A 23,745-nucleotide genomic window follows, 5' to 3' on the forward strand; every position below is an offset into this window, starting at 1 on the left:
ATGACTCAGGATGAATTAAAAAAAGCAGTAGGTTGGGCGGCATTAGAATATGTTAAACCGGGCACCATTGTTGGCGTCGGTACAGGTTCTACCGCATCTCACTTCATTGATGCATTAGCAACAATGAAGGGGCAAATCGAAGGCGCAGTCTCTAGCTCTGAAGCGTCAACTCAAAAATTAAAATCCTTGGGTATTCCCGTTTTTGACTGCAATAGCGTGGATTTATTAGATGTCTATGTTGATGGCGCTGACGAAGTTGACGGTAACATGAACATGATCAAAGGCGGCGGTGCAGCGTTAACTCGTGAAAAAATCGTGTCTGCTATTGCTAAAACATTCGTGTGTATCGTAGACCAATCTAAGTTGGTAGGCGTACTGGGTAAATTCCCTCTGCCAGTGGAAGTGATCCCAATGGCGCGTAGCTATGTGGCTCGTGAGCTAGTCAAACTGGGTGGTCAGCCAGTTTACCGTGAAAATGTGGTGACGGATAACGGTAACGTTATTTTAGATGTTCACAACTTAGAAATCCTCGACCCAGTGGCTTTAGAAAATAAAATCAACGGGATTGCTGGCGTCGTAACAGTCGGATTATTTGCTAACCGTGGCGCTGATGTCGTGCTGATGGGAACGGCGGAAGGCGTAAAAACCATTAAGTTATAATTAATCAGTATGCAATAATAAGCCGGTGAATTTTCGAGTTCACTGGCTTATTTTGTTTTTGGCGAGCTTATTTTATTTTTGAGTAGATAGTTTGATGGTTAATGACTTTTGTAAATATCATCAACATGAAAATTATTTAAATTTTTTTTACCTTCCGTTATTTTGGTGATATATCTCACACAAATGCCCATTAGGTGGGCAAAATGCTTATTTTGTGTTACCGCTCTAGATTTTCCACCATATAACTTCTTTTTCATCACACATTTTAGCAGAGTCTAAGCAATCGTTTGTATTGCTACTGCGCTGGATTTTGCTATGTTGGTATTCTCGTTTTATTTCAAGGTGCATGTGAAGGGGCTGGAGTGCCTTAATTTCATGGCGTGCATCTCGAATTATTTTGAGTTCATACGAAATTCATCGGTCAAAAATTAAGTACGATAGGGTAGGGTAAATGGTCAAGGTATCTTTGCAGAAAGACAAAATTAAATTTTTACTGCTCGAAGGTGTTCACCAAAGTGCTGTGGATAACCTCAAAGCAGCGGGTTACACCAATATCGAATATCACAAAAGCGCGCTGTCGGACGAAGAACTAAAAGAAGCGATTAAAGACGCGCGTTTTGTGGGGATCCGCTCCCGTACTCATTTGACGGAAGAGATCTTTGCTGCTGCAGAAAAGCTGGTGGCTGTGGGATGTTTCTGTATTGGAACCAACCAAGTTGATCTCGATGCTGCAGCGAAGCGCGGTATTCCTGTCTTTAACGCACCATTCTCCAACACCCGTTCCGTGGCGGAAATGGTATTAGGTCAGTTATTACTATTGTTACGTCGTATTCCTGAAGCGAATATGCAAGCTCACCGTGGGATCTGGGAAAAACAAGCGAAGGGTTGTTTTGAAGCTCGTGGTAAGCGCTTAGGTATTGTTGGTTATGGTCATATCGGCACACAGTTAGGGATTTTAGCTGAAGGTATCGGTATGGATGTTTACTTCTATGATATCGAAAACAAATTACCATTAGGTAACGCAACTCAAGTTCGTTCATTACCAGAATTATTAAAAATGAGCGACGTGGTGAGTCTACATGTGCCTGAAACTGCAAGCACAAAGAATATGTTTGGCGAAGCACAGTTTGAGCAAATGAAGCAAGGTGCGATTTTCATCAACGCATCACGCGGTACCGTCGTTGATATTCCTGCATTAAGTTCAGCGTTAGAAAGCAAGAAATTATCAGGTGCAGCGGTTGACGTATTCCCAACGGAACCAGCAGCAAACAACGATCCTAATGACCCATTCATCTCTGAGTTGATTAAATTCGATAACGTGATCCTGACTCCACATATCGGTGGTTCAACAGAGGAAGCACAAGAAAATATCGGCTTAGAAGTGGCAAGCAAGCTGGCAAAATACTCAGATAATGGTTCAACATTATCTGCGGTTAACTTCCCTGAAGTTTCTCTGCCAGTGCATATGGATGATACTAACCGTTTACTGCACATTCATGAAAACCGCCCTGGTATCATGAACAGTATCAACCAAGTGTTTACTGAAAATAACATTAACGTGGTCGGGCAATACCTGAGAACTTCCGGTAATGTGGGCTACGTGGTTATTGATGTGCTAACGCAGTCGCCAAGCCAAGCGGATGAAGTATTACTGAAATTAAAATCTCTACCAGGCACTATCCGCGCTCGTCTGTTGTTCTAATCAGTCGATATATTAAAAACACCGTGGCGTTGGTATTTACCAGCGCCATATTTTTTTCGGGGTAATAATTTCTGGCAACGGAATATCCCAATGCGCAACGGGTAAATCTTCAACTAACTGACAATCATGGGCGAGCCCAATAGGATAAAAGCCAGTTTGTTGCCAGTTTGCCAATGTTCTATCATAAAATCCGCCACCCATTCCTAACCGTTGTCCTTGGCTATCAAAGGCCACTAGTGGGACCATCATAATATCCAGTTGCTCGATAGGTAATACATCCAACACATTCAATTGTGGTTCTTCAATATTAAATTTATTTTTTACTAAGATAGTCTTCGGCGTGTAGTGCAAAAATAATAAGTGATGAGGATTAAAAGGATGAATAACGGGGAGATAAACCTGTTTTCCGTGATCCCAAAGGGCTTGGATTAATGGACGTGTATTAATTTCACCATCGAACGAAAGAAATAGGGCAATCGTTTTAGCTGACGCTATTTTGGGGTGATTAAGTATGTGAGCGATAATGTGTTGAGCCGCGTCATCTTGGGCTTCTGGTGTCAGTTCCCGTCTAGTTGCTCGAATGGATTTACGGATTTGTTGACGTAGTGAAGAGAGCGTATCTGACATAACCATTCCCATAAATCATTTCCTAATAGCAAGTTGATAACTCGTGGAAAAACCTACGAAACAGTATATCGCAAGGAATAGGAATAAGTAATTTTTAGCGTGGGTTTGGGATTTTGTGCAAAGAATAAGAGCAGACTAAATAGAAGGGAGGTCTCCAAGATGCCGTTGTAGGCTGTAACCCTTGAACCCTTGGTTCAAGGTGAACGCAGTTTAGCAACCTTTAGGCTTCCTGAGCGAATCAGGCATGCTCACCAGCGCAATAACCACATTCTGTTTGGTATGAAATATCGGCTCAGGGGACTTACCCACTGACGCGCATCTCAGAGAAATTTGTTTTGAGAACTTTCGTTACTCAGTGATTTCATTGTACGAAATTAGAGTATAAATGCAACCTAATTTTTCGTTTTATTTTTTTACTAGTGATTGATTAATAAGCATATTTACTCTAGGGGCAATACCTGCCTCTCAGTGATTTTCACCTGATCGTGCAACGCTTGTTCAATCGTCTGCTGCAATACTTTTATTTTCTCTTCCATATTATAAGCATAATCGCGCGTTTTTGTCTTTTCTTGTGCTAATTCGTGACAGACGTTCAATGCGACAATGAAAATAAGCTGTTCAGTGTTAGTGACACCGCTTCGGTCTTTTAACGTTTTTAAGCGTTCTTCTAATTCTTTTGCTGACTCTAAGAGCGCTTCTTTTTGTTCTATTGGGCAATTAACGCGCATAGAGCGCCCAAAAATCTGAATATCAACGGGTTGTGCGGACATGGTACCTCCATACTAAAATCGTTTTCGCCAATAAAAGTAGGACATTTGGCGTAAATGTTGTTAATTTTTGCATAGCTTATGCTGAGATAGGCATTGGCGATATATTACTAGTTTAGAATAAAAATAAGCTAATAATAACTCAGACAAAAAAAGCAGGCTGGTCTAGCGGCTATCCTTGGTGGTAGCATATCACGAATCCCAAGCTAACATGACGAATTCAGATGTCTATACAAAAATCTTTACCTAACTATGAATCGTTGGATAACTTACTCCAACAGCACTCAATCGCACTCACGGCCGCCGAGATCCATGGTTTAATAACCGGACTGATTTGTGGAGGGAGCCGTGACCACGGTTGGCAAACGCTTGTTCATGATCTGGCGAATGACGGACTTGCGTTTCCGCAAACCGTTTCACAACCATTGCGCGAGCTATATGACCTCACATTTGAAGCATTAGATGACACCGAATTTGCATTCAATATGCTATTTCCGGATGAAGACGCTTCTGTGTTTGACCATGCAGACGCACTGGCTGGCTGGGTTAACCACTTCTTACTTGGCATTGGCGTTGCTCAACCTAAATTGACTGATAAAAAAGAGATTAGTGAAGTAATTACTGATCTACGTAACATCGGTATGCTTGGTTATGATGAAGAAGAAGACCAAGAAGAGTTAGAGCAAGCATTAGAAGAAGTTGTTGAATATGTGAGAGTTGCCGTTCAACTGTGTTACATCGCACTGGCTGAGCCGAAAAAAGGTCCAACCGCTGTCGAGAATATCAAGCCCGTTCTTCATTAATCTATAATACTAGGTAGCGACCCACTAACTGTAGGCTTTCTGCATTGTCAGTCACCTACGGTTAAGGAACGGATTTACCTAATTTAAACTGATTGCCGTTTGATTTTTAGCTAATTATCAAACAAGCAACCAACCTAAAACCCGAATAATAAGGCAATAACGGTATGAATAAGCAGGAATTTATTTCTCGTCGTAATGCATTATTGGCTCAAATGGCGCCAGCAAGTGCTGCTATTATCTTCTCAGCACCGGAAGCACAACGTAATGCGGATTGCGAATATCCGTATCGCCAGCACAGTGATTTTCTGTATCTGACTGGATTTAGTGAGCCAGAAGCGGTTTTAGTTTTAATAAAAAGTGACGAGAAACATAGCCACACCGTGCTGTTCAACCGTGTTCGCGATCTCACCGCAGAAATTTGGTTTGGGCGTCGTTTAGGGCAAGATGCGGCACCGGAAAAACTCGGTGTTGATAAAGCGCTGCCATTTGATGAAATCGTTGATCAGCTCTATCAATTACTCAATGGCCTTGATGTGATTTATCACGCTCAAGGTGAATTTGATTACGCGGATAAACTGGTTTTCGGTGCGTTGGATGTCCTGCGCCGAGGAAGCCGTCGCAATTTAAAAGCCCCTCGCACTGTCATTGACTGGCGTCCAATGGTGCACGAAATGCGCCTATTTAAGTCAGATGCAGAAATGGCGGTCATGCGTAAAGCGGGTGAAATCTCGGCATTAGCGCATATTCGTGCGATGGAAACTTGCCGCCCGAATATGTATGAATATCAACTCTGTGGTGAGATTGAGTATGAATTTACTCGCCATGGTGCGCGTTTCCCATCCTATAACACCATCGTCGGTAGTGGCGAAAACGCCTGCATTTTGCACTACACAGAAAATGAATGTGCGATGAAAGACGGGGACTTAGTCCTGATTGATGCTGGTGCAGAGTTAGAAGGTTACGCCGGAGATATCACTCGAACTTTCCCAGTAAATGGCAAATTCAGCAAAGAGCAGCGTGAAATCTACGATATCGTTCTTCAATCTATCAATACCGCATTAGAACTGTATCGCCCTGGTACCAGCATCCACGAAGTGACTCGCCAAATTGTTCGTATTAAAACGGAAGGCTTAGTGAAATTAGGCATTTTGCAGGGTGATGTCGAACAATTGATCGAAAACAAAGCGTATCATCCATTTTTTATGCATGGTTTAAGCCATTGGCTGGGCTTAGATGTTCATGATGTCGGTTTCTACGGTGTAGAAAGAGACCGCATTTTAGAGCCAGGCATGGTGCTGACTATTGAACCGGGATTATATATTGCGCCAGACGCTGATGTACCGCCTCAATACCGTGGTATTGGTGTTCGCATAGAAGACGATATTCTTATCACTGAAGATGGGAATGAAAACTTAACGGCGATGGTAGTCAAAGATCCTGATGAAATTGAAGCGTTAATGGCGGCGGCTAAAAAACGCTTAGGTTAAGCAGTAAAAAGTAATAATAGAAGGTAATTAACAACCTATGAATGTGATTATTGTTGGGGGAGGAATGGCTGGTGCGACATTAGCATTGGCAATTTCATCACTCAGTCAAGGACGTGTTTCGGTATCAATTATCGAAGCATCTCAACCGGATAACCAACATCCGGGCTTTGATGCACGAGCGATTGCGTTAGCGCACGGCACTTGCCAGTACTTATCGTCGATAGGTGTTTGGTCTGCATTTGCTGATTGCGTCACCCCCATTAATCACGTTCATGTGTCCGATAGAGGGCACGCAGGGTTCGTTAATATTCATGCGGAAGATCATCAAATCACCGAATTGGGTAATGTGATTGAATTGCATGAAGCGGGCGCCCGTTTATTTTCACTGTTGCGTAAAGCGCCCGGCGTTACACTTTATTGTCCCGCTAAAGTGGAGCATGTTGAGCGTACCGTGGAGAATGTGACTGTCACGTTAGACAGCGGTGAGCAAATTACGGGCAGTCTATTAGTGGCAGCGGATGGTAGTCGTTCCGCGATTGGCCAAGCTTGCAACATGCAATGGCAGCAAGATGATTATGGACAAGTGGCGATTATTGCCAATGTGAAAACCTCGATTGACCCCGCAGGTCGAGCCTTCGAGCGTTTTACTGAATTTGGTCCTTTGGCATTATTACCTATGTCTGAAGGGCGTAGCTCGTTAGTTTGGTGTCATCACCAAGAACATGCTGACGATATTAATGCGTGGGATGATGAAACCTTTATTCGCAAATTACAGCAAGCCTTTGGCTGGCGCTTAGGGGAAATTACCCAAGCGGGTAAACGTAATTGTTACCCATTAGTGTTAAGAAAAGCGGTGAATCCTGTCAGTCACCGTGTTGCGCTGGTGGGAAATGCGGCGCAGACATTACACCCAATTGCAGGGCAAGGTTTCAATCTTGGGATCCGCGATGTCATGCAATTAGCTGAATTAGTCGTCAATGCTCATGATAATCAGCAAGATATTGGTAGTTATTCATTGCTCAGTCAGTACCAACAAACCCGATTAGCCGACCGAGAAAAAACGGTCACCATGACTGATGGTCTGGTGCGTTTATTTGCTAATCGTTGCTTCCCATTAATTGTGGGGCGTAATTTAGGTCTGATGGCGATGGAGATGTTGCCGCCTGTTCGTGATGTTTTAGCCCGCCAAACCCTTGGCTGGGTCGCACATAAATAACCACAAAACTAAGAGGAATAAAAATATGCAATCGTTTGATGTGGTTATCGCCGGTGGTGGTATGGTTGGGCTCGCACTGGCATGTGGACTCGAAGGCAGTGGTTTACGTGTGGCGGTCGTTGAGAACCATCCACCTAAAATTCCATTCTCTGCTAACGATCCCCATGCGCTACGCGTGTCGGCAATCAATGCCGCCAGTGAAAAATTATTGGCTCATTTAGATGTGTGGTCAGTAATCAAAGGGATGCGTGCTGCCGCCTATAACGGGATGGAAGTGTGGGACAACCACAGTTTCGGCCGTATTGCTTTTTCTGCGCAAGACCAAAATCTCTCCCATTTAGGTCATATTGTTGAGAACAATGTGGTGCGCGACGCCTTATGGCAAAAAGCCAGCCAATTGCGCGATGTGACTTTACTGGCACCTGCAACTATCAAAAAGGTAGTGTGGGGGGAAAATGACGTTTTCATCACTTTAGACGATGAAAATATGTTAACGGCTCGCTTGATAGTCGGGGCAGACGGCGCAAATTCATGGTTGCGTAGCCACGCGGATATTCCGCTCACTTTCTGGGATTATGAACATACCGCACTGGTGGCAACTATTCGAACTGAACGTCCGCATGAAGGTATTGCCCGCCAAGCCTTTAATGGTGAAGGCATCCTCGCGTTCTTACCGTTAAGTGACCCGCATTTATGCTCGATTGTTTGGTCTCAACCAAACTTAGCGGCGGCTCGTCGTCAAGATTTGGATAAGTTAGAGTTTGAGAAAGAATTGACCGTCGCATTTGATGTTAATTTAGGTTTTTGCCAATTAGAAAGCGACCGTTTAACAATTCCGTTAACTGGGCGCTATGCACGCCAGTTCGCGGCGCAGCGTTTAGCGCTACTTGGGGATGCGGCTCACACTATTCATCCTTTAGCCGGTCAAGGTGTGAATCTTGGTTTTATGGACGTTGCTATGCTGATTGGAGAAATCAGAAGGCTACACCGTGAAGGCAAAGACTTTGGTCAATATTTCTATTTGCGTGACTATGAGCGTAGCCGTAAGCACAGCGCTGCGGTGATGTTAGCGGGGATGCAAGGTTTCCGTGAACTGTTTGATGGCAACAACCCTGCGAAGAAACTGCTGCGAGATATTGGCCTTGTTTTAGCAGACAGTTTGCCGGGAGTTAAACCGCAATTATTGAATCACGCTATGGGCTTGTCGGATATGCCTAAATGGTTAAAGCAACTACCGGCTAATAACGCTTAATTCCGCCTTAATTCTCTCTTCCAGATAACCTGAGTGTTTAATTTTAAATACTCAGGTTTTTTATTTCTTATTCCACCTAGTTAGTCGTCAGCCTAGTCTACCAATAGCTGAGAAAAACTAATTTATCCATTATTTCGGATTAGTTTTTCTAATTCATGTGTTTTTCTGAATTTATCCACATTTTTGGAGTAAGTCTCAATTTTGATGATATTTTGCGCAGCAATAAGCCAAATATGAAGGGATTGAGTGATCGTTCTCAATTATTTAACAAAAACCACTGGAAATGTAATGATGCAATGAGTAATACAGAGAGTACGTCACCCTATTTTTTTTTATAGCATCCAATTTCGAATGTTAGCGGTTTTGAATCAAATCCGATGATTTGCGTTTTGATGAAACGGGGTTTACAGACACAAATTTATGCCGTTCATCGCGCGATCACCCCATCAGACACAGTAATGTAAAGAGGGTATTCATGGTAAAGCAAACGACTCTATATGATGAGCATATAGCCTGCGGTGCAAAAATGGTGGATTTCCACGGCTGGATGATGCCACTGCACTATGGTTCGCAAATCAACGAGCATAATATTGTTCGAACCGATGCAGGAATGTTTGATGTTTCCCACATGACGATTGTTGACTTACATGGTGAAGGTTGCCGTGATTTTCTTCGTTATCTTCTCGCCAATGATATCGCTAAGCTCACCATCAAAGGTCGCGCACTGTATACCGGCATGCTGAATGCATCAGGTGGTGTGATTGATGACCTGATTGTTTATTACCTTGAAGATGACTTCTACCGCCTTGTGGTTAACTCTGCGACGCGAGACAAAGATATTGCATGGATTGAGCAGCACGCAAAAGATTATGCGGTTGCGATTACTGTACGTGATGATTTGGCGTTAGTTGCTGTTCAAGGCCCGAAATCTCAAGAGAAAGTTCACACTTTACTGACCGATGAACAGCGTGCTGCCATCAAAGATATGAAGCCTTTCTATGGTGTGCAAACAGGTGATCTGTTTATTGCAACCACAGGTTACACGGGTGAAAAAGGGTATGAAATTGCGATGCCGAAACAGCAGATCGTGGATTTCTGGCACAAATTACTGAAGGCAGGAGTTCATCCAGCAGGTTTAGGTGCTCGCGATACTTTGCGCCTTGAAGCGGGTATGAATCTCTATGGGCAAGATATGGATGAGTCTATTTCTCCATTAGCGGCCAATATGGGGTGGACAATTGCTTGGGAGCCGCAAGACAGAAACTTTATCGGTCGTGAAGCGCTGGAAAAACAGCGGGCCAAGGGTACCGATAAGCTGGTGGGCATCGTGATGCGCGAAAAAGGCATTCTGCGTGCCGAACAGGTTGTGCGCTTTACGGATGAATCAGGTAAATTGCATGAGGGGGTGATCACCAGTGGTTCATTCTCTCCTACATTGGGTTTCAGTATCGCGTTAGCGCGTGTACCGAGTGACATTAAAAATCACGCCATCGTTGAAATCCGTCAGCGGGAAATGCCGGTTGAAGTAGTAAAACCCGGATTTGTCCGCGAAGGTAAGGCATTAGTGTAATTAGATATTTTCTAATACAAATTGATTTTAAAACGTTTTCTCAAAAACTTTTTCTCAAGAACATATAGTCAGAATCAAAAGAGAGGCTAGAAATGAGCAATGCACCTAAAGAATTAAGATATACCCGCGAACACGAATGGCTGCGTGATGAAGGTAATGGTGAATTCACGGTGGGTATCACTGAACATGCGCAAGAAACTTTAGGCGACATGGTGTTTGTTGATTTACCGGACGTGGGTGATGTAGTGAGCGCAGGGGACGACTGTGCTGTCGTTGAATCTGTGAAAGCAGCATCCGATATTTACGCACCGATTAGTGGTGAAATTATCGCGGTTAACGATGCACTCAGCGACTCTCCAGAGCTGGTGAACGAATCGCCATATCAAGAAGGCTGGATTTTCCGTATTAAGATGAGCGATGACTCTCAGTTAGCTGATCTTATTGATGCTCAAGGTTATCTGAGCATGATCGCTGCGGAAGAGTAATCCACATCATCATGTTTCGCACTGTAGTGTAATCGCTTGCTACAGTGCGAAATATCAAGAACATAATGAATATTTTTTAACCAAGGTTAGTTTGAGCTAGTCTACTTATCTCGCAGTTTATCAATAGGTTTTATCATCGCTAGAGTCTTATAACCTACGCTACGCATAGCAAAAAGGATGGGAACACAGATATGTCGATGTCACTGAGTCAACTAGAAAACCGTTCAGAATTTATCTCGCGCCACATAGGGTCATCAGAACAACAAATAAAAACCATGTTAGGTACTGTTGGCGCGACTTCCCTCGATAATTTAATGGACAAAATTGTCCCGAAAGCCATTTTACTGCCTGAGCCACCAAGAGTCGGCGGTGGTGCTACTGAGCAAGAAGCCCTCGCAGAATTAAAAGGGATTGCCTCCCTGAATAAACGTTATAAAAGTTACATCGGCATGGGTTATGCCCCAGTGATCCTTCCTCCTGTTATCTTACGTAATTTACTTGAAAACCCAGGTTGGTATACGGCTTATACTCCTTACCAGCCCGAAGTTTCTCAAGGTCGTCTTGAGTCACTGCTGAACTTCCAGCAATTAACGATTGATTTAACGGGCTTAGATTTAGCTTCAGCATCGTTATTGGATGAAGCAACAGCTGCTGCGGAAGCCATGGCGATGGCAAAACGCATCAGTAAATTGAAAAATGCAGAGCGCTTTTTTGTTGCGGATGATGTCCATCCTCAAACTCTTGATGTTGTGCGGACTCGTGCGGGTACATTTGGTTTTGAAGTGATTGTGGACAGCGCAGAGAAAGTACTGGAACACGAGGGGGTATTCGGTGCATTACTGCAACAGGTGGGCACCACGGGGAATATCCACGATTACAGCGAGCTATTTGCCAAACTAAAAGCGAAGAATATTGTTAGCTGTGTGGCTGCCGATATGATGGCATTAGTGCTATTAACAGCACCTGCAAAGCAAGGGGCTGATATCGTTTTCGGTTCGGCGCAGCGTTTTGGTGTTCCAATGGGTTACGGTGGTCCTCATGCTGCGTTCTTTGCCTGTAAAGATGAGTTCAAACGTGCGATGCCGGGACGTATTATCGGGGTTTCTCGTGATGCGGCAGGCCATACTGCACTACGTATGGCGATGCAAACTCGTGAACAACATATCCGCCGCGAAAAAGCGAACTCCAATATTTGTACCTCGCAAGTTTTATTGGCCAATATTGCTGCGATGTACGCGGTGTATCATGGGCCTGAAGGCTTGAAAGTGATTGCTCAGCGCATTCATCGCTTTAGCTCGATTTTTGCTAAAGCGCTTACAGAGTCTGGCATCGCTCTGCGCCATAAAACGTGGTTCGATACTCTGGCTATCGAAGTGGCAGACAAAGCGGCTGTTTTAGCGCGTGCCGAAAAAGCGCAAATAAACTTGCGCACAGATATTCACGGTGCAGTGGGTGTCACATTCAGTGAAATCACCACGCGCCAAGATCTCAACGAACTGTTCTTTGTGATCACGGGAATTGACCAAAAACTGGATTTCGAAAAATTAGATAAGCAAGTTTCAGAAAGTGAAAATGCAATCCCAGCCGCCATGTTGCGTGATGACGTGATTTTATCTCATCCAAATTTCCATCGTTATCATAGCGAAACGGAAATGATGCGCTACATGCACAGCTTAGAACGTAAGGATTTAGCGCTGAACCAAGCTATGATCCCATTAGGTTCATGCACCATGAAACTGAATGCTGCGGCTGAAATGCTACCAATTACGTGGCCTGAATTTGGTGAATTACACCCATTCTGCCCACCGGAGCAGGCGCAAGGTTATCACCAAATGATTGAGCAGCTTTCCCACTGGTTAGTTCAATTAACGGGCTATGATGCTGTCTGTATGCAACCTAACTCCGGGGCACAAGGGGAATATGCGGGTCTGTTAGCTATCCGTCGTTACCATGAAAGTCGCAATGAAGGCGCTCGTAATATCTGTTTGATCCCAGCTTCTGCCCATGGAACTAACCCCGCATCTGCTCACATGGCGGGTATGGAAGTCGTGGTAGTACGTTGTGATGATGAAGGTAATATTGACCTTGTTGACCTGCGAGAAAAAGCGCAGGAACACAGCGCGGCGCTTTCTTGCGTAATGGTTACTTACCCGTCAACTCATGGTGTATATGAAGAGAGCATTCGCGAAGTGTGTGAAATTATCCACCAATATGGCGGGCAAGTTTACTTAGATGGCGCGAATATGAACGCACAAGTGGGATTGACAACTCCGGGCTTTATCGGTGCGGATGTGTCTCACTTGAACTTACATAAAACCTTCTGTATTCCTCATGGCGGTGGCGGCCCAGGTATGGGACCTATCGGTGTGAAAAAACATTTAGCACCGTTTGTACCGGGTCACTCTGTCGTCACTCAAGAAATGCTGACCGAACAAGGTGCGGTTTCTGCGGCGCCATTTGGTAGTGCTTCTATTCTGCCAATTAGCTGGATGTATATCCGCATGATGGGCTCCCACGGGCTGAGAAAAGCCAGCCAAGTGGCAATCTTAAATGCTAACTATATTGCCAAACGTTTAGCGAGCCGTTATGAGATCCTCTATACCGGACAAGAAGGTTATGTGGCTCACGAATGTATCGTGGATCTGCGTCCAATCAAGAAAGACACGGGCATCAGTGAGCTAGATATTGCTAAGCGCCTGATTGACTATGGTTTCCATGCGCCAACGATGTCATTCCCAGTGGCGGGCACGTTGATGATTGAGCCAACTGAATCAGAAAGTATTGTGGAAATCGACCGCTTTATCGATGCCATGCTGGCTATCCGTGATGAGATTGATCAAGTGGTTCAAGGTAAATGGACGCTGGAAGATAACCCGTTAGTCAATGCGCCACACGTTCAAACTGAGTTAGCGGAAGAGTGGGCACATGGCTATAGCCGTGAATTGGCGGTATTCCCATCTCACGCAACACGAGTGAACAAATATTGGCCAGCGGTAAAACGCCTTGATGATGTTTATGGCGACCGTCATTTACATTGCTCTTGCGTGCCTATCGATGAGTATATGTAATTAATTTTCGAGTTTCTTAATATGAAAACGCCAGATATTTTATCTGGCGTTTTTTGTTTTATTTTTTTAACTACAGCAGCCAGCCTTTTTGGTGGGCTTGCTCTAATTGCTGTTTAAGTTGCAACCAAAATTCAGGGAGGATCTCCTGAATATAGTCACACTTACTGACAACTTGCTCATGGCGAATATGATTGTCAATCCAGCTTTGGCCTTGGTTATGCAGGTTCATTAACATTGGCATCGCTCTATCAATGGCATTGGCATACTTAGATTCCAATGTCTCGACGGCATCATATTCATTCCATAATGCTAAGAACTCAGCATTTTGAGGACTAGGCAGTAAGTTAAACAGGCGGTTAGCTGCTTTGACTTCTTCATCATGAATAGCTTCACGAGCGGCATTATCAAACACCAAAACGTCACCCGCATCGATTTCGACGATATCATGAACGAGCGCAAGTTTCATGGCACGTTCGAGGTTAACACCCGGCACATAAGGGGCAAACGCCATCGCAGCAACAGCAAACTGCCAACTGTGTTCGGCGGTGTTTTCGTGTCTTTCGCGGTTTAATAACTTATTCTTGCGATAAACGCTTTTCAGTTTATCGAGCTCCATCAAAAATTGGACGACTTCAGTAAAAGCCCCAAAATTCAAAACATCGAGTGGCTTATTACTTGTTGCAGATGACATAAAAACCTCAGTTATTTATCTTCTTCTAATGAATAAGGTAGTGGTGCAATGGTCAGGCGGCTTTGTTCGTCACCCATAACACGAAACACGCTATCGGCTTCCATATCGTTGTTCATGATAATCTGGATGCTCAATTCTTCATTTCCTAAACGCACGGCGGCAAGTACTGTTCCTGTACGGCGCCAGTTTTCACCCAGTTGCCACTCAACACCATCACCAATAGTAGGGAGTGAGGAACCTGTGCCCGTTAGCCAGTACATAGCGCGTTTATTGGCACCACGGAATTTGGCGCGTGCGACCATTTCTTGGCCGGTATAGCAGCCTTTTTTAAAGCTAATACCGTGAGGAATAGCTTGTAAATTTGCCGCTTGTGGCAAATGTTGGGCACTATTTTCTTGGTCGATAACGGCAAAGCCTGCGGCAATTTCTAATGCTAACCATTGTTGGTCAGAAACCTGTGTTGCATTTAAGGTCTCTGCGAGATTTTGCGCAGTCGCTTCATCCGTAATAATTAAAAAACGTTCTGCGGGAAGATCAAAATGCAGAAGGGTGCTGTTGCCATCGGCAACAACTTGGTTTTGGGTATCCGGTAGTGTGGCGAACACGGACGAAAGTGCTTCTCGCGCCCCTTGTCCTGCAACGCCAAGTAATTTCAGTTCCGGTTTCTTTTCAAAAGTGACTTTTGAGAAAACCGCGTATTTTTTTAATTCAGTGAGCTGGGCATCGGCAACACTGCGTCTTTCAATATAAGAAAAACCGTCTAAGTGATGGAATAAGCGTAGGTCACTCCACATTTTCCCTTTGGGATCGCAATGGGCGGTTAATGTGTGCGTATGTTCAAGTGTGCTGATATCGGCGGTGACTTGCCCTTGCAGATATTTTTCTGCATCGGCGCCGTGGAGATGAATAAGTTCCCAGTTTTCCAGTGAAATCAAAACAAGGGGTAAAGACTGAGAATCGAGGGGAAACTGTTGTGTGTTGTCTACATGGGAAGTCATGATTTCACCTGTTGTTCTTTATCTGATAATGGTGCTTAATGGTAAAATAGCTAGGTCACATTGCAAGCCTAAACCCGCATTAAAGTTCCGTTATCTTATTATTCAGCATAAGAGGGTAAATAGTTTGTAGAAAAACGGTATTTTACAACCTAAAATGTGAACTATGTAGAGTGTGACATGTTTTATTGACAGATTATCTGATAGAGTATTTAAAATAATCAATCTTATCAGTCAACTGCAACAAAAGGTCGTAGTGAAATGGATAATGGAATGCCTAGCGGGCAAAGTCAAATCGATATCAATAACAAGGCGCGAATTCATTGGGCGTGCAGAAGAGGCATGCGTGAGCTTGATATTTCTATCATGCCATTTTTTGAATATGAATATGACGAGCTAACAGATCACGACAAACGTGTTTTTGTGCGCCTGCTCGAGTGCCCAGACCCAGATTTGTTCAATTGGCTAATGAATCACGGGCGTCCGGAGGACGAAGAACTGTTCTCTATGATTAAACTCATTCAAGAAAGAAATAAAAATCGTGGTCCTGTGGAAATCTAATCTTTCCATTTCATGGAAAACTCAGCTTTTTTCCACCTGTCTTCATGGGGTAATGGGCATTATTTTGCTGGTTGCACCATGGGCCCCAGGTAATTCAATGATTTGGCTGCCATTGTTAGTTGTGTTGGTAGCAAGTTGGGCGAAAAGCCAAAAAAATATCAGTAAAGTCAAAGGCGTGGCTGTATTGGTGAATGGCAACAAGCTGCAATGGAAAAAGAATGAGTGGGAAATTATCAAAGCGCCATGGTGTAGTCGCTTTGGTATTTTATTAACACTTAATGCGTTGCAGGGTAAGCCTCAGAAGCTTCGCTTGTGGATTGCAAAAGATTCTGTTTCCGAAGAGAACTGGCGCAATCTCAATCAATTACTACTGCAATATCCTGATATTTGATATTGCAGTTAGTTGTACTTGGTGTTTAAAGAGCAGCTTCAATTTCTTGTAGGATCTGCTCGCACCATTGTGCGACTCGCTCATCAGTTTGTTCAAACTGGTTCACATCATCTAATGCAAGACCCACAAACATCTTACCATCTTCAGTGAGCGGTTTCGGGCTTTCAAACTCATAGCCTTCAGTCGGCCAAAAGCCAATAAACTGTGCGCCTGTTGGTTTAAGCTGGTGATAGAGCATGCCGAGCGCATCTAAAAACCATTCGCTATAGTCAACTTGGTCACCCATGCCATACATTGCGACCATTTTATCCGCAAGGTTAAGTTTGGGAAGCGCTTCCCAAATTTCTAGCCAATCTTCCTGAATTTCACCAAAATCCCACGTAGGGATCCCCAAAATAAGAACATCGTACTGTTCCATTAATTCTGGCGGTGTATCGTTGACGTTATGGAGGGTAATGAAATCATCACCAAGAATGTCACGTATTTTTTCTGCGACCATTTCGGTATAGCAGGTACTTGAACCGTAAAAAAGACCTATTTTCATATATATTATTACTATATCCAGCGCTGGTTTTTATCACGAGGGACGTATTGTAACAGATGGTGCTACAATCAGGCATAATAGATTGCACTGTAATAATAAAGAGGCATAGGATCTGGCGTGGAACGTAAACAACTAAATCCTTTAATTGAACAGTTTCTTGATACAATTTGGTTGGAGCAAGATCTTGCTGAAAACACCTTGGCATCTTATCGTAATGATCTGCAATCGTTAGATAGATGGCTGGATGCACAGCAATTGCATTTGGAAAGTGTTCAGTCGATTGATTTGCAATCTTTTCTCGCAGAACGCATTGATAGCGGATACAAAGCCGCAAGTTCTGCGCGTTTATTAAGTTCGATTCGCCGGTTATTTCAATATTTTTACCGCGAAAAGATAAGAGCGGATGATCCTTCTGCGGTAATCGCAGCACCAAAAATTCCGCAGCGATTACCCAAAGATCTCAGTGAACAACAAGTTGAAGATTTGTTGAATGCACCTGCGACTGAAGACTCGCTTGAGTTACGAGACAAAGCTATGTTGGAAGTACTGTATGCTTGTGGCTTACGAGTCTCTGAGCTGACAGGGCTAACATTTTCGGATATCAGTTTGCGTCAAGGCGTCGTTCGGGTCGTTGGTAAAGGTGATAAAGAGCGTTTGATCCCTCTGGGAGAAGAGGCGATTTACTGGTTAGAAAAATATATCGCGCAGGGGCGCCCAGATTTACTGAATGGGAAAACTAGCGATGTTTTATTTCCAAGCAAACGTGGTACAAAGATGACCCGCCAGACATTTTGGCACCGAATAAAATATTATGCCGTTCTTGCGAATATTGATGGGGATGCGTTATCTCCTCACGTATTAAGGCATGCATTTGCAACTCATTTATTGAATCACGGCGCGGACTTACGCGTTGTACAAATGTTGTTAGGTCACAGTGACCTATCCACAACCCAAATTTACACACATGTCGCTACTGAGCGGCTACGTGCTTTACATGAGCAGCATCATCCAAGAGGGTGATGGGTGAAAAGGATAAATATGAAACGCAAACTACTTGTTTTAGCCGCCTGCATCGCGTCATTAACGGCATCGGTTTATGGCGCAACGGAAGAAAAACTGATTATCGAAAAACTGGCACATTATAATATGCAAGTGGAATCCATTAAGCCTTCCCCAATTGTGGGATTAAATACGGTGGAAACGGATAACGGCGTAATTTATGTGACGGATGACGGTAAATACCTGTTACAAGGTCCAATTTATGATCTCAGCGGAAAAGTTCCGGTGAACATCAGCAACCAGCCTTTGTTGAAGAAGATGGAAGCGTTGAAAAACGAGATGATCATCTTCAAAGCACCCAATGAAAAATATGCGGTAACTGTCTTTACTGATATTAGCTGTGGTTACTGTAAGAAATTGCACGAAACAGTGGGTGAGCTAAACAGTAAAGGGGTGACTGTGCGCTACTTAGCCTTCCCGCGTCAAGGGATGAAGAGCGACACGGCAAAACAGATGGCATCCATCTGGTGTAATGCGTTACCAAAAGATGCGTTGACTAAAGCGTTCAAAGGTGACGAAGTTGCCATGATTGATGACTGTAAAATCGATTTAGGTAATCATTTGAAATTAGGTCAATTATTTAAAGTTACGGGAACACCGGCCATTGTTCTACCAAGCGGACAAGTACTCCCTGGCTTTTTAAAACCTGACGAATTACTCCAAATACTTGAACAGAAATAATCATCATTGTGAATGTCGAAACTTTTTTACGTCAAAGAGAATTAACGGGCGATGCTGCAGCATTACCTAATGTTCCTGAACTTTTACAGCGCATTTATGCCTCCAGAGGGATAACCTCTCTCGCTCAATTGGAGCGTAAAGCGTCTAATTTGCTTGATTATCGTTCGCTATCAGGGGTTGAAAATGCACTAACGCTGCTCTATTTGGCGCTGGTGGAGCACCAAAAAATCACTATCGTTGGGGATTTTGATGCTGATGGTGCAACGAGCACCGCATTAGCTATACGTGCGCTTAAAGCGATGGGGTATAGGAATTTAAACTATATCGTCCCGAACCGTTTTGAAAACGGCTATGGTTTAACGCCATTAGTGGTGGATGAAGCCTATAAGCAGGGAACTGACCTGATTATTACGGTAGATAACGGTATTTCTTCTCATGATGGCGTGGTCACTGCTCACGAGTATGGGATGAAGGTGATTATTACCGACCACCATTTACCGGGAGAAACGCTACCGACGGCGGATGCTATCATCAACCCGAATCTTAATGATTGCCAATTTGCCTCGAAATCACTGGCGGGTGTTGGGGTGACGTTTTATTTAATGTCAGCGTTAAGAGCCCATTTACGCCAGCAGCAATGGTTTGAAAAACAAGGGATCAGCGAGCCTAATTTAGCGGAATACCTTGATTTAGTTGCGCTGGGTACCGTAGCAGACGTGGTGCCATTAGATACGAACAACCGCATTTTGGTGCACCAAGGGTTGAACAGAGTGAGAGCAGGGCGCTGCTGCGCTGGGATCAAAGCGTTAATTGAGGTGTCCAAACGAGATTCCTCTCGTCTGGTCGCGAATGATTTTGGCTTTGCACTGGGGCCTAGGCTTAACGCGGCAGGTCGGCTGGATGATATGTCTGTCAGTATTGAATTACTACTGACGGATGATATGGCGCATGCACGCCAGCTAGCCAATGAGTTAGATGGTTTAAATCAGACCCGCCGTGAAATTGAAGCGGGTATGCAGCAAGAAGCATTGGTGTTATTTAACAAAATAGAATACAGCGAAAATCAGTTACCGAATGGTTTAGCATTATATCATCCCGAATGGCATCAAGGGGTGGTTGGGATCTTGGCTTCACGAATTAAAGAGCAGTTTCACCGTCCCGTTATTGCGTTCGCACCAGCCGGAGATGGATTATTAAAAGGTTCAGGTCGTTCTGTGCAAGGCGTGCATATGCGCGATGCATTAGAGCGATTAAATACGTTGCAACCGGGTTTAATGCAAAAGTTTGGTGGGCACGCTATGGCTGCGGGTCTGTCGCTCGAAGAAAGCAAATTTGACGCATTCAAATACCATTTCGAAATGCTGATGGGGGAACTTATTCAACCTGAGCAATTATCGGGCGTTATTTGGAGTGACGGTGAATTATTGCGTAATCAACTGTCATTAGAGACGGCTGAATTACTTCGCGAAAGCGGTCCGTGGGGGCAGTCTTTTCCTGAACCGGTATTTGATGGGCACTTCCAGTTATTGCAACAAAAACTGGTGGGCGAGAAACATTTAAAATTGATGTTAGAACCCGTCAATGGCGGGCCGATGTTGGATGGCATTATGTTCAATATTGATGTTCGCAGATGGCCAGATAATAGCGTCAAAAAAGCGAAAATTGCGTTTAAGTTAGATGTGAACGAGTTCCGTGGTAATAAAAATGTGCAATTGATGATTGAACATATTTGGCCAGATTAAAACCACGGTAAAAGTTCGTTCAGAAATAGAGGATTGATGCCCTATAAACCTGACAGGAATTCCGTTATACTAAACGGTTCGTGAATGAAAATATTTATCTTTATTGATCAACTATAAGATAGTGAAAATGACGTTTGAAATAAACCCAGTAAAAAGCAAAATTCAGGACCTGTCTGAACGGACAACGGTTCTGAGGGGGTATCTTTGACTATGATGCCAAGAAAGAACGCTTAGAAGAAGTGAATGCAGAACTTGAGCAGCCGGATGTCTGGAATGAACCAGAACGCGCTCAAGCACTTGGCAAAGAACGCTCTTCCCTTGAGGCGATTGTTGAGACAATTGACCAACTGACCCAAGGTATTGAAGATGTAGAAGGTTTATTGGAATTAGCGGTAGAAGCTGATGACGAAGAAACGTTCAACGAAGCGGGCGCTGAGTTAGAAGTACTGCAAGGCAAGTTAGAACAACTTGAATTCCGCCGTATGTTCTCCGGTGAATATGACAGTGCTGATTGCTACATCGACTTACAAGCAGGTTCTGGCGGTACAGAAGCGCAAGATTGGGCGAGTATGCTCATGCGTATGTATCTGCGTTGGGCTGAGTCAAAAGGCTTCAAAACAGAAATTATCGAAGAGTCAGATGGTGATGTGGCGGGTTTAAAATCTGCAACAATTAAAATCATCGGTGATTATGCCTATGGCTGGTTAAGAACTGAAACGGGTGTTCACCGTTTAGTGCGTAAAAGCCCATTTGACTCCGGCGGTCGTCGTCATACCTCATTTAGTTCAGCGTTTATCTATCCTGAAGTTGATGATGATATTGATATCGAAATTAACCCTGCTGATTTACGTATCGACGTATACCGTGCCTCGGGTGCCGGTGGTCAGCACGTTAACAAAACTGAGTCTGCGGTACGTATCACCCATATACCGACCAACATTGTGACTCAGTGCCAGAACGACCGTTCACAGCATAAAAACAAAGATCAAGCCATGCGCCAGTTAAAAGCGAAATTATACGAACTGGAAATGCAGAAGAAGAACGCAGATAAGCAAGCGATGGAAGAGAATAAATCGGACATTGGCTGGGGAAGCCAAATTCGTTCTTACGTCCTTGATGATGCACGTATTAAAGACTTACGTACTGGTGTGGAAACGCGTAACACGCAAGCCGTGCTGGATGGTGATTTGGATAAATTCATTGAAGCTAGTTTAAAAGCTGGCCTGTGAGGAAAAAATGTCTCAAGAGCAACAGGGTGCAGAACAAGCTCCCGATTTAAATAACGAACTCAAAGCCCGTAAAGAAAAACTGGTTGCGTTGCGCGAACAGGGTATTCCATTCCCAAATGATTTTCGTCGTGAAAATGTCTCCGATAAGCTTCACGCTGAATTTGGTGAAAAATCAGCTGAAGAGCTGGAAGACCTGAACATTGAAGTGACTATCGCGGGTCGTATGATGACTCGTCGTATCATGGGGAAAGCGTCATTTGCAACATTGCAAGATGTTGGTGGCCGTATTCAGATTTACGTTTCACGTGATGATCTGCCAGAAGGCATCTACAACGAGCAGTTTAAAAAATGGGACTTAGGTGACATTTTAGGCGCGAAAGGTCGTTTATTTAAAACTAAAACAGGCGAATTGACCGTTCACTGTCATGAAGTTCGTTTGTTGACTAAAGCTCTGCGTCCATTACCAGACAAATTCCACGGTTTATCAGACCAAGAGACACGTTATCGTCAACGTTACCTTGACCTGATTGCTAACGACGAGTCTCGTAACACTTTCATCATCCGTTCTAAGATCTTAGCTGAAGTTCGTAACTTCATGGTTGAGCATGGATTCATGGAAGTAGAAACCCCAATGATGCAAGTTATTCCTGGTGGTGCTTCTGCGCGTCCATTTGTTACGCATCATAATGCATTAGATATCGATATGTATCTGCGTATTGCGCCAGAACTGTATCTGAAGCGCTTAGTTGTAGGTGGTTTTGAGCGTGTATTCGAAATCAACCGTAACTTCCGTAACGAAGGTTTATCTCCACGCCATAACCCAGAATTCACGATGATGGAACTGTATATGGCGTATGCCGATTACCGTGACCTGATTGTGCTGACTGAAGACTTGTTCCGTATCTTAACGCAGAAAGTATTAGGCAATACCGTTGTTAAATACGGTGAGCAAGAGTTCGATTTTGGTAAGCCATTTACCAAAATGACCATGAAAGAAGCTATCTGTAAATACCGTCCAGAAACTAACGTTGCTGATCTGGATGATATGGATAAAGCGGTTGCGATTGCTCAGTCTATCGGTATCAAGATTGAGAAGAGCTGGGGCTTAGGTCGTGTTCAGTGCGAAATCTTTGAAGAAGTTGCTGAAAGCCACTTAATTCAGCCGACCTTTATCACTGAATATCCAGCTGAAGTTTCTCCTTTAGCACGCCGTAATGATGACAACCCATTCATTACAGACCGCTTCGAATTCTTCATCGGTGGTCGTGAAATCGGTAACGGTTTCTCTGAGTTAAATGACGCAGAAGACCAAGCAGAACGTTTTGCTGAGCAAGTTCGTCAGAAAGACGAAGGTGACGACGAAGCGATGTTCTACGACGAAGATTACGTGACCGCATTAGAACACGGTTTACCACCAACAGCAGGTTTAGGCATTGGTATTGACCGCATGGTCATGCTATTTACCAATAGCCATACTATTCGTGATGTAATTCTATTCCCTGCATTACGTCCTAGCAAAGCTTAATCTTTGCTTTTCATGCCCAGTTAATAACTGGGCATGAAAATTATCAATTAATCATGATATTTTTATTTAATTCCCTCATTCAAACCCATAATTAATTTGTTGTACCTTTCCAGTATAAAAATAAAAATCTGCGTTACGTCACGTTATGCGTTAATTTAAGCTCAATATCTTTTTAAGATAACTGCTATTCATTGACTACTTTAATAAGTGTAGAATTTTATTTTACTCAATACCTATCTTTATCATCGGAGTAGCCTTTATCATTTCATTGGGATATTCCAAAATGTGAGTATTTTCAATTTTTGAGTGAGTAAATGTACCTGTTTGTAATACCATGATTCTAAGTTGATTAATTAGACTAAGTTTAGAGAAACCTGAAAAATAGGATGAGTAAGCAAAGTTTATTTTGATTTATTACTAATAAAATGTGTTTTTGATGTTAATTAATGTGCAAGAGCCACCAATAAACACAAGTATGCGATATCTTATTTAAAGACATATGAGTATTAATGTACTGAAATAACAATTCCGCGGTTGTAAAACTAAATTGGCGCAAAATAAAAATGCATAAGATTTATGAGAAGTCTCTATTTCTCTATTCGGCTATATAGAAAATAGCGAGTTTTTAGCTTACACTAGGTTTCTAGGACATCATAATAATAGCGAAGAAAAGTACTGGTAAGGTAAATA

The 23,745-nt window shown here is 43.5% G+C and carries 18 protein-coding genes, 1 other RNA gene and 3 pseudogenes; 16 read left to right on the top strand and 6 right to left on the bottom strand.

The features are described 5' to 3' along the window. Both rpiA and serA read left to right on the top strand, forming a co-directional pair. The gene (gene rpiA, locus GKR74_RS03535; RefSeq protein WP_154602553.1) at window positions 1-660 is read left to right on the top strand and encodes a ribose-5-phosphate isomerase RpiA; all 660 of its coding nucleotides are present in this window, start codon (window positions 1-3) and stop codon (window positions 658-660) included. A 451-nt stretch (window positions 661-1,111) separates the two neighbouring features. Beyond that, a complete protein-coding gene (gene serA / locus GKR74_RS03540; protein ID WP_132495784.1) occupies window positions 1,112-2,362 on the top strand; it encodes a phosphoglycerate dehydrogenase in 1,251 nt (416 codons plus the stop codon). A gap of 36 nt (window positions 2,363-2,398) precedes the next feature. On the opposite strand, the gene GKR74_RS03545 is transcribed toward serA, so the two are convergent. From GKR74_RS03545 to zapA, 3 genes are all read right to left on the bottom strand, one after another. Further along, complete coding sequence (locus GKR74_RS03545; protein ID WP_230086611.1) at window positions 2,399-3,001, bottom strand: 5-formyltetrahydrofolate cyclo-ligase; 603 nt, start codon at window positions 2,999-3,001, stop codon at window positions 2,399-2,401. A 135-nt stretch (window positions 3,002-3,136) separates the two neighbouring features. Then, a non-coding RNA gene (ssrS, locus tag GKR74_RS03550) (6S RNA) lies at window positions 3,137-3,319 on the bottom strand. A gap of 110 nt (window positions 3,320-3,429) precedes the next feature. Beyond that, the gene (gene zapA, locus GKR74_RS03555; RefSeq protein WP_036951152.1) at window positions 3,430-3,759 is read right to left on the bottom strand and encodes a cell division protein ZapA; all 330 of its coding nucleotides are present in this window, start codon (window positions 3,757-3,759) and stop codon (window positions 3,430-3,432) included. A gap of 221 nt (window positions 3,760-3,980) precedes the next feature. Here zapA and GKR74_RS03560 point away from each other — a divergent pair, with 221 nt between their 5' ends. The 7 genes from GKR74_RS03560 to gcvP all read left to right on the top strand — a co-directional run bounded on the left by GKR74_RS03560 (window position 3,981) and on the right by gcvP (window position 13,637). Beyond that, a complete protein-coding gene (locus GKR74_RS03560) occupies window positions 3,981-4,559 on the top strand; it encodes a YecA/YgfB family protein (RefSeq protein ID WP_154602554.1) in 579 nt (192 codons plus the stop codon). Window positions 4,560-4,723: 164 nt separating this feature from the next. Then, window positions 4,724-6,046, top strand: coding sequence for a Xaa-Pro aminopeptidase (gene pepP, locus GKR74_RS03565; protein WP_154602556.1), 1,323 nt, complete (start codon window positions 4,724-4,726; stop codon window positions 6,044-6,046). A 37-nt stretch (window positions 6,047-6,083) separates the two neighbouring features. Continuing rightward, entirely contained in the window at window positions 6,084-7,262 is a 1,179-nt protein-coding gene (ubiH, locus tag GKR74_RS03570; protein WP_154602557.1) for a 2-octaprenyl-6-methoxyphenyl hydroxylase, read from the top strand. A gap of 25 nt (window positions 7,263-7,287) precedes the next feature. Further along, the gene (gene ubiI, locus GKR74_RS03575; protein WP_154602558.1) at window positions 7,288-8,514 is read left to right on the top strand and encodes an FAD-dependent 2-octaprenylphenol hydroxylase; all 1,227 of its coding nucleotides are present in this window, start codon (window positions 7,288-7,290) and stop codon (window positions 8,512-8,514) included. 475 nt (window positions 8,515-8,989) lie between these two features. Then, window positions 8,990-10,084 carry a glycine cleavage system aminomethyltransferase GcvT gene (gene gcvT, locus GKR74_RS03580; protein ID WP_154602559.1) on the top strand — a complete coding sequence of 365 codons (1,095 nt, stop codon included), beginning with the start codon at window positions 8,990-8,992 and terminating at the stop codon, window positions 10,082-10,084. A gap of 92 nt (window positions 10,085-10,176) precedes the next feature. Then, entirely contained in the window at window positions 10,177-10,569 is a 393-nt protein-coding gene (gcvH, locus tag GKR74_RS03585; RefSeq protein ID WP_154602560.1) for a glycine cleavage system protein GcvH, read from the top strand. Window positions 10,570-10,760: 191 nt separating this feature from the next. Further along, window positions 10,761-13,637, top strand: coding sequence for an aminomethyl-transferring glycine dehydrogenase (gene gcvP / locus GKR74_RS03590; RefSeq protein WP_154602561.1), 2,877 nt, complete (start codon window positions 10,761-10,763; stop codon window positions 13,635-13,637). 70 nt (window positions 13,638-13,707) lie between these two features. Here the strand turns inward: gcvP and GKR74_RS03595 are convergent, their stop codons facing one another. Next, window positions 13,708-14,328, bottom strand: coding sequence for an HD domain-containing protein (locus GKR74_RS03595; protein ID WP_154602562.1), 621 nt, complete (start codon window positions 14,326-14,328; stop codon window positions 13,708-13,710). 11 nt (window positions 14,329-14,339) lie between these two features. Next, entirely contained in the window at window positions 14,340-15,326 is a 987-nt protein-coding gene (gene ygfZ / locus GKR74_RS03600; RefSeq protein ID WP_154602563.1) for a tRNA-modifying protein YgfZ, read from the bottom strand. A 291-nt stretch (window positions 15,327-15,617) separates the two neighbouring features. Here ygfZ and sdhE point away from each other — a divergent pair, with 291 nt between their 5' ends. Together sdhE and GKR74_RS03610 are read left to right on the top strand one after the other, a co-directional pair. Beyond that, on the top strand, window positions 15,618-15,884 hold the full coding sequence (gene sdhE, locus GKR74_RS03605) for an FAD assembly factor SdhE (RefSeq protein WP_036951240.1): 267 nt from the start codon (window positions 15,618-15,620) through the stop codon (window positions 15,882-15,884). Next, a pseudogene (locus GKR74_RS03610) lies at window positions 15,865-16,287 on the top strand (protein YgfX). Before sdhE ends, GKR74_RS03610 begins: the two are co-directional and overlap by 20 nt. Before the next feature lie 13 nt (window positions 16,288-16,300). Here GKR74_RS03610 and fldB read toward each other — a convergent pair. Beyond that, window positions 16,301-16,819 (bottom strand): flavodoxin FldB, encoded by a 519-nt coding sequence (gene fldB / locus GKR74_RS03615; RefSeq protein ID WP_154602566.1) that lies wholly within the window; start codon window positions 16,817-16,819, stop codon window positions 16,301-16,303. A 117-nt stretch (window positions 16,820-16,936) separates the two neighbouring features. Here fldB and xerD point away from each other — a divergent pair. From xerD to lysS, 5 genes and pseudogenes are all read left to right on the top strand, one after another. Next, window positions 16,937-17,836 (top strand): annotated as a pseudogene (gene xerD, locus GKR74_RS03620) (site-specific tyrosine recombinase XerD); the annotation flags it as partial. A 21-nt stretch (window positions 17,837-17,857) separates the two neighbouring features. Then, complete coding sequence (gene dsbC, locus GKR74_RS03625; RefSeq protein WP_154602567.1) at window positions 17,858-18,559, top strand: bifunctional protein-disulfide isomerase/oxidoreductase DsbC; 702 nt, start codon at window positions 17,858-17,860, stop codon at window positions 18,557-18,559. 8 nt (window positions 18,560-18,567) lie between these two features. Beyond that, the gene (recJ, locus tag GKR74_RS03630; protein WP_181477398.1) at window positions 18,568-20,301 is read left to right on the top strand and encodes a single-stranded-DNA-specific exonuclease RecJ; all 1,734 of its coding nucleotides are present in this window, start codon (window positions 18,568-18,570) and stop codon (window positions 20,299-20,301) included. Between the two features lie 127 nt (window positions 20,302-20,428). Then, window positions 20,429-21,584 (top strand): annotated as a pseudogene (gene prfB, locus GKR74_RS03635) (peptide chain release factor 2). After that, entirely contained in the window at window positions 21,538-23,055 is a 1,518-nt protein-coding gene (lysS, locus tag GKR74_RS03640) for a lysine--tRNA ligase (protein ID WP_036951129.1), read from the top strand. The pseudogene prfB and the gene lysS overlap by 47 nt, the downstream one beginning before the upstream one ends. Window positions 23,056-23,745: the final 690 nt, after the last annotated feature.

This window comes from Providencia sp. wls1914 (assembly GCF_009706645.1).
Lineage (GTDB): Bacteria > Pseudomonadota > Gammaproteobacteria > Enterobacterales > Enterobacteriaceae > Providencia > Providencia zhijiangensis.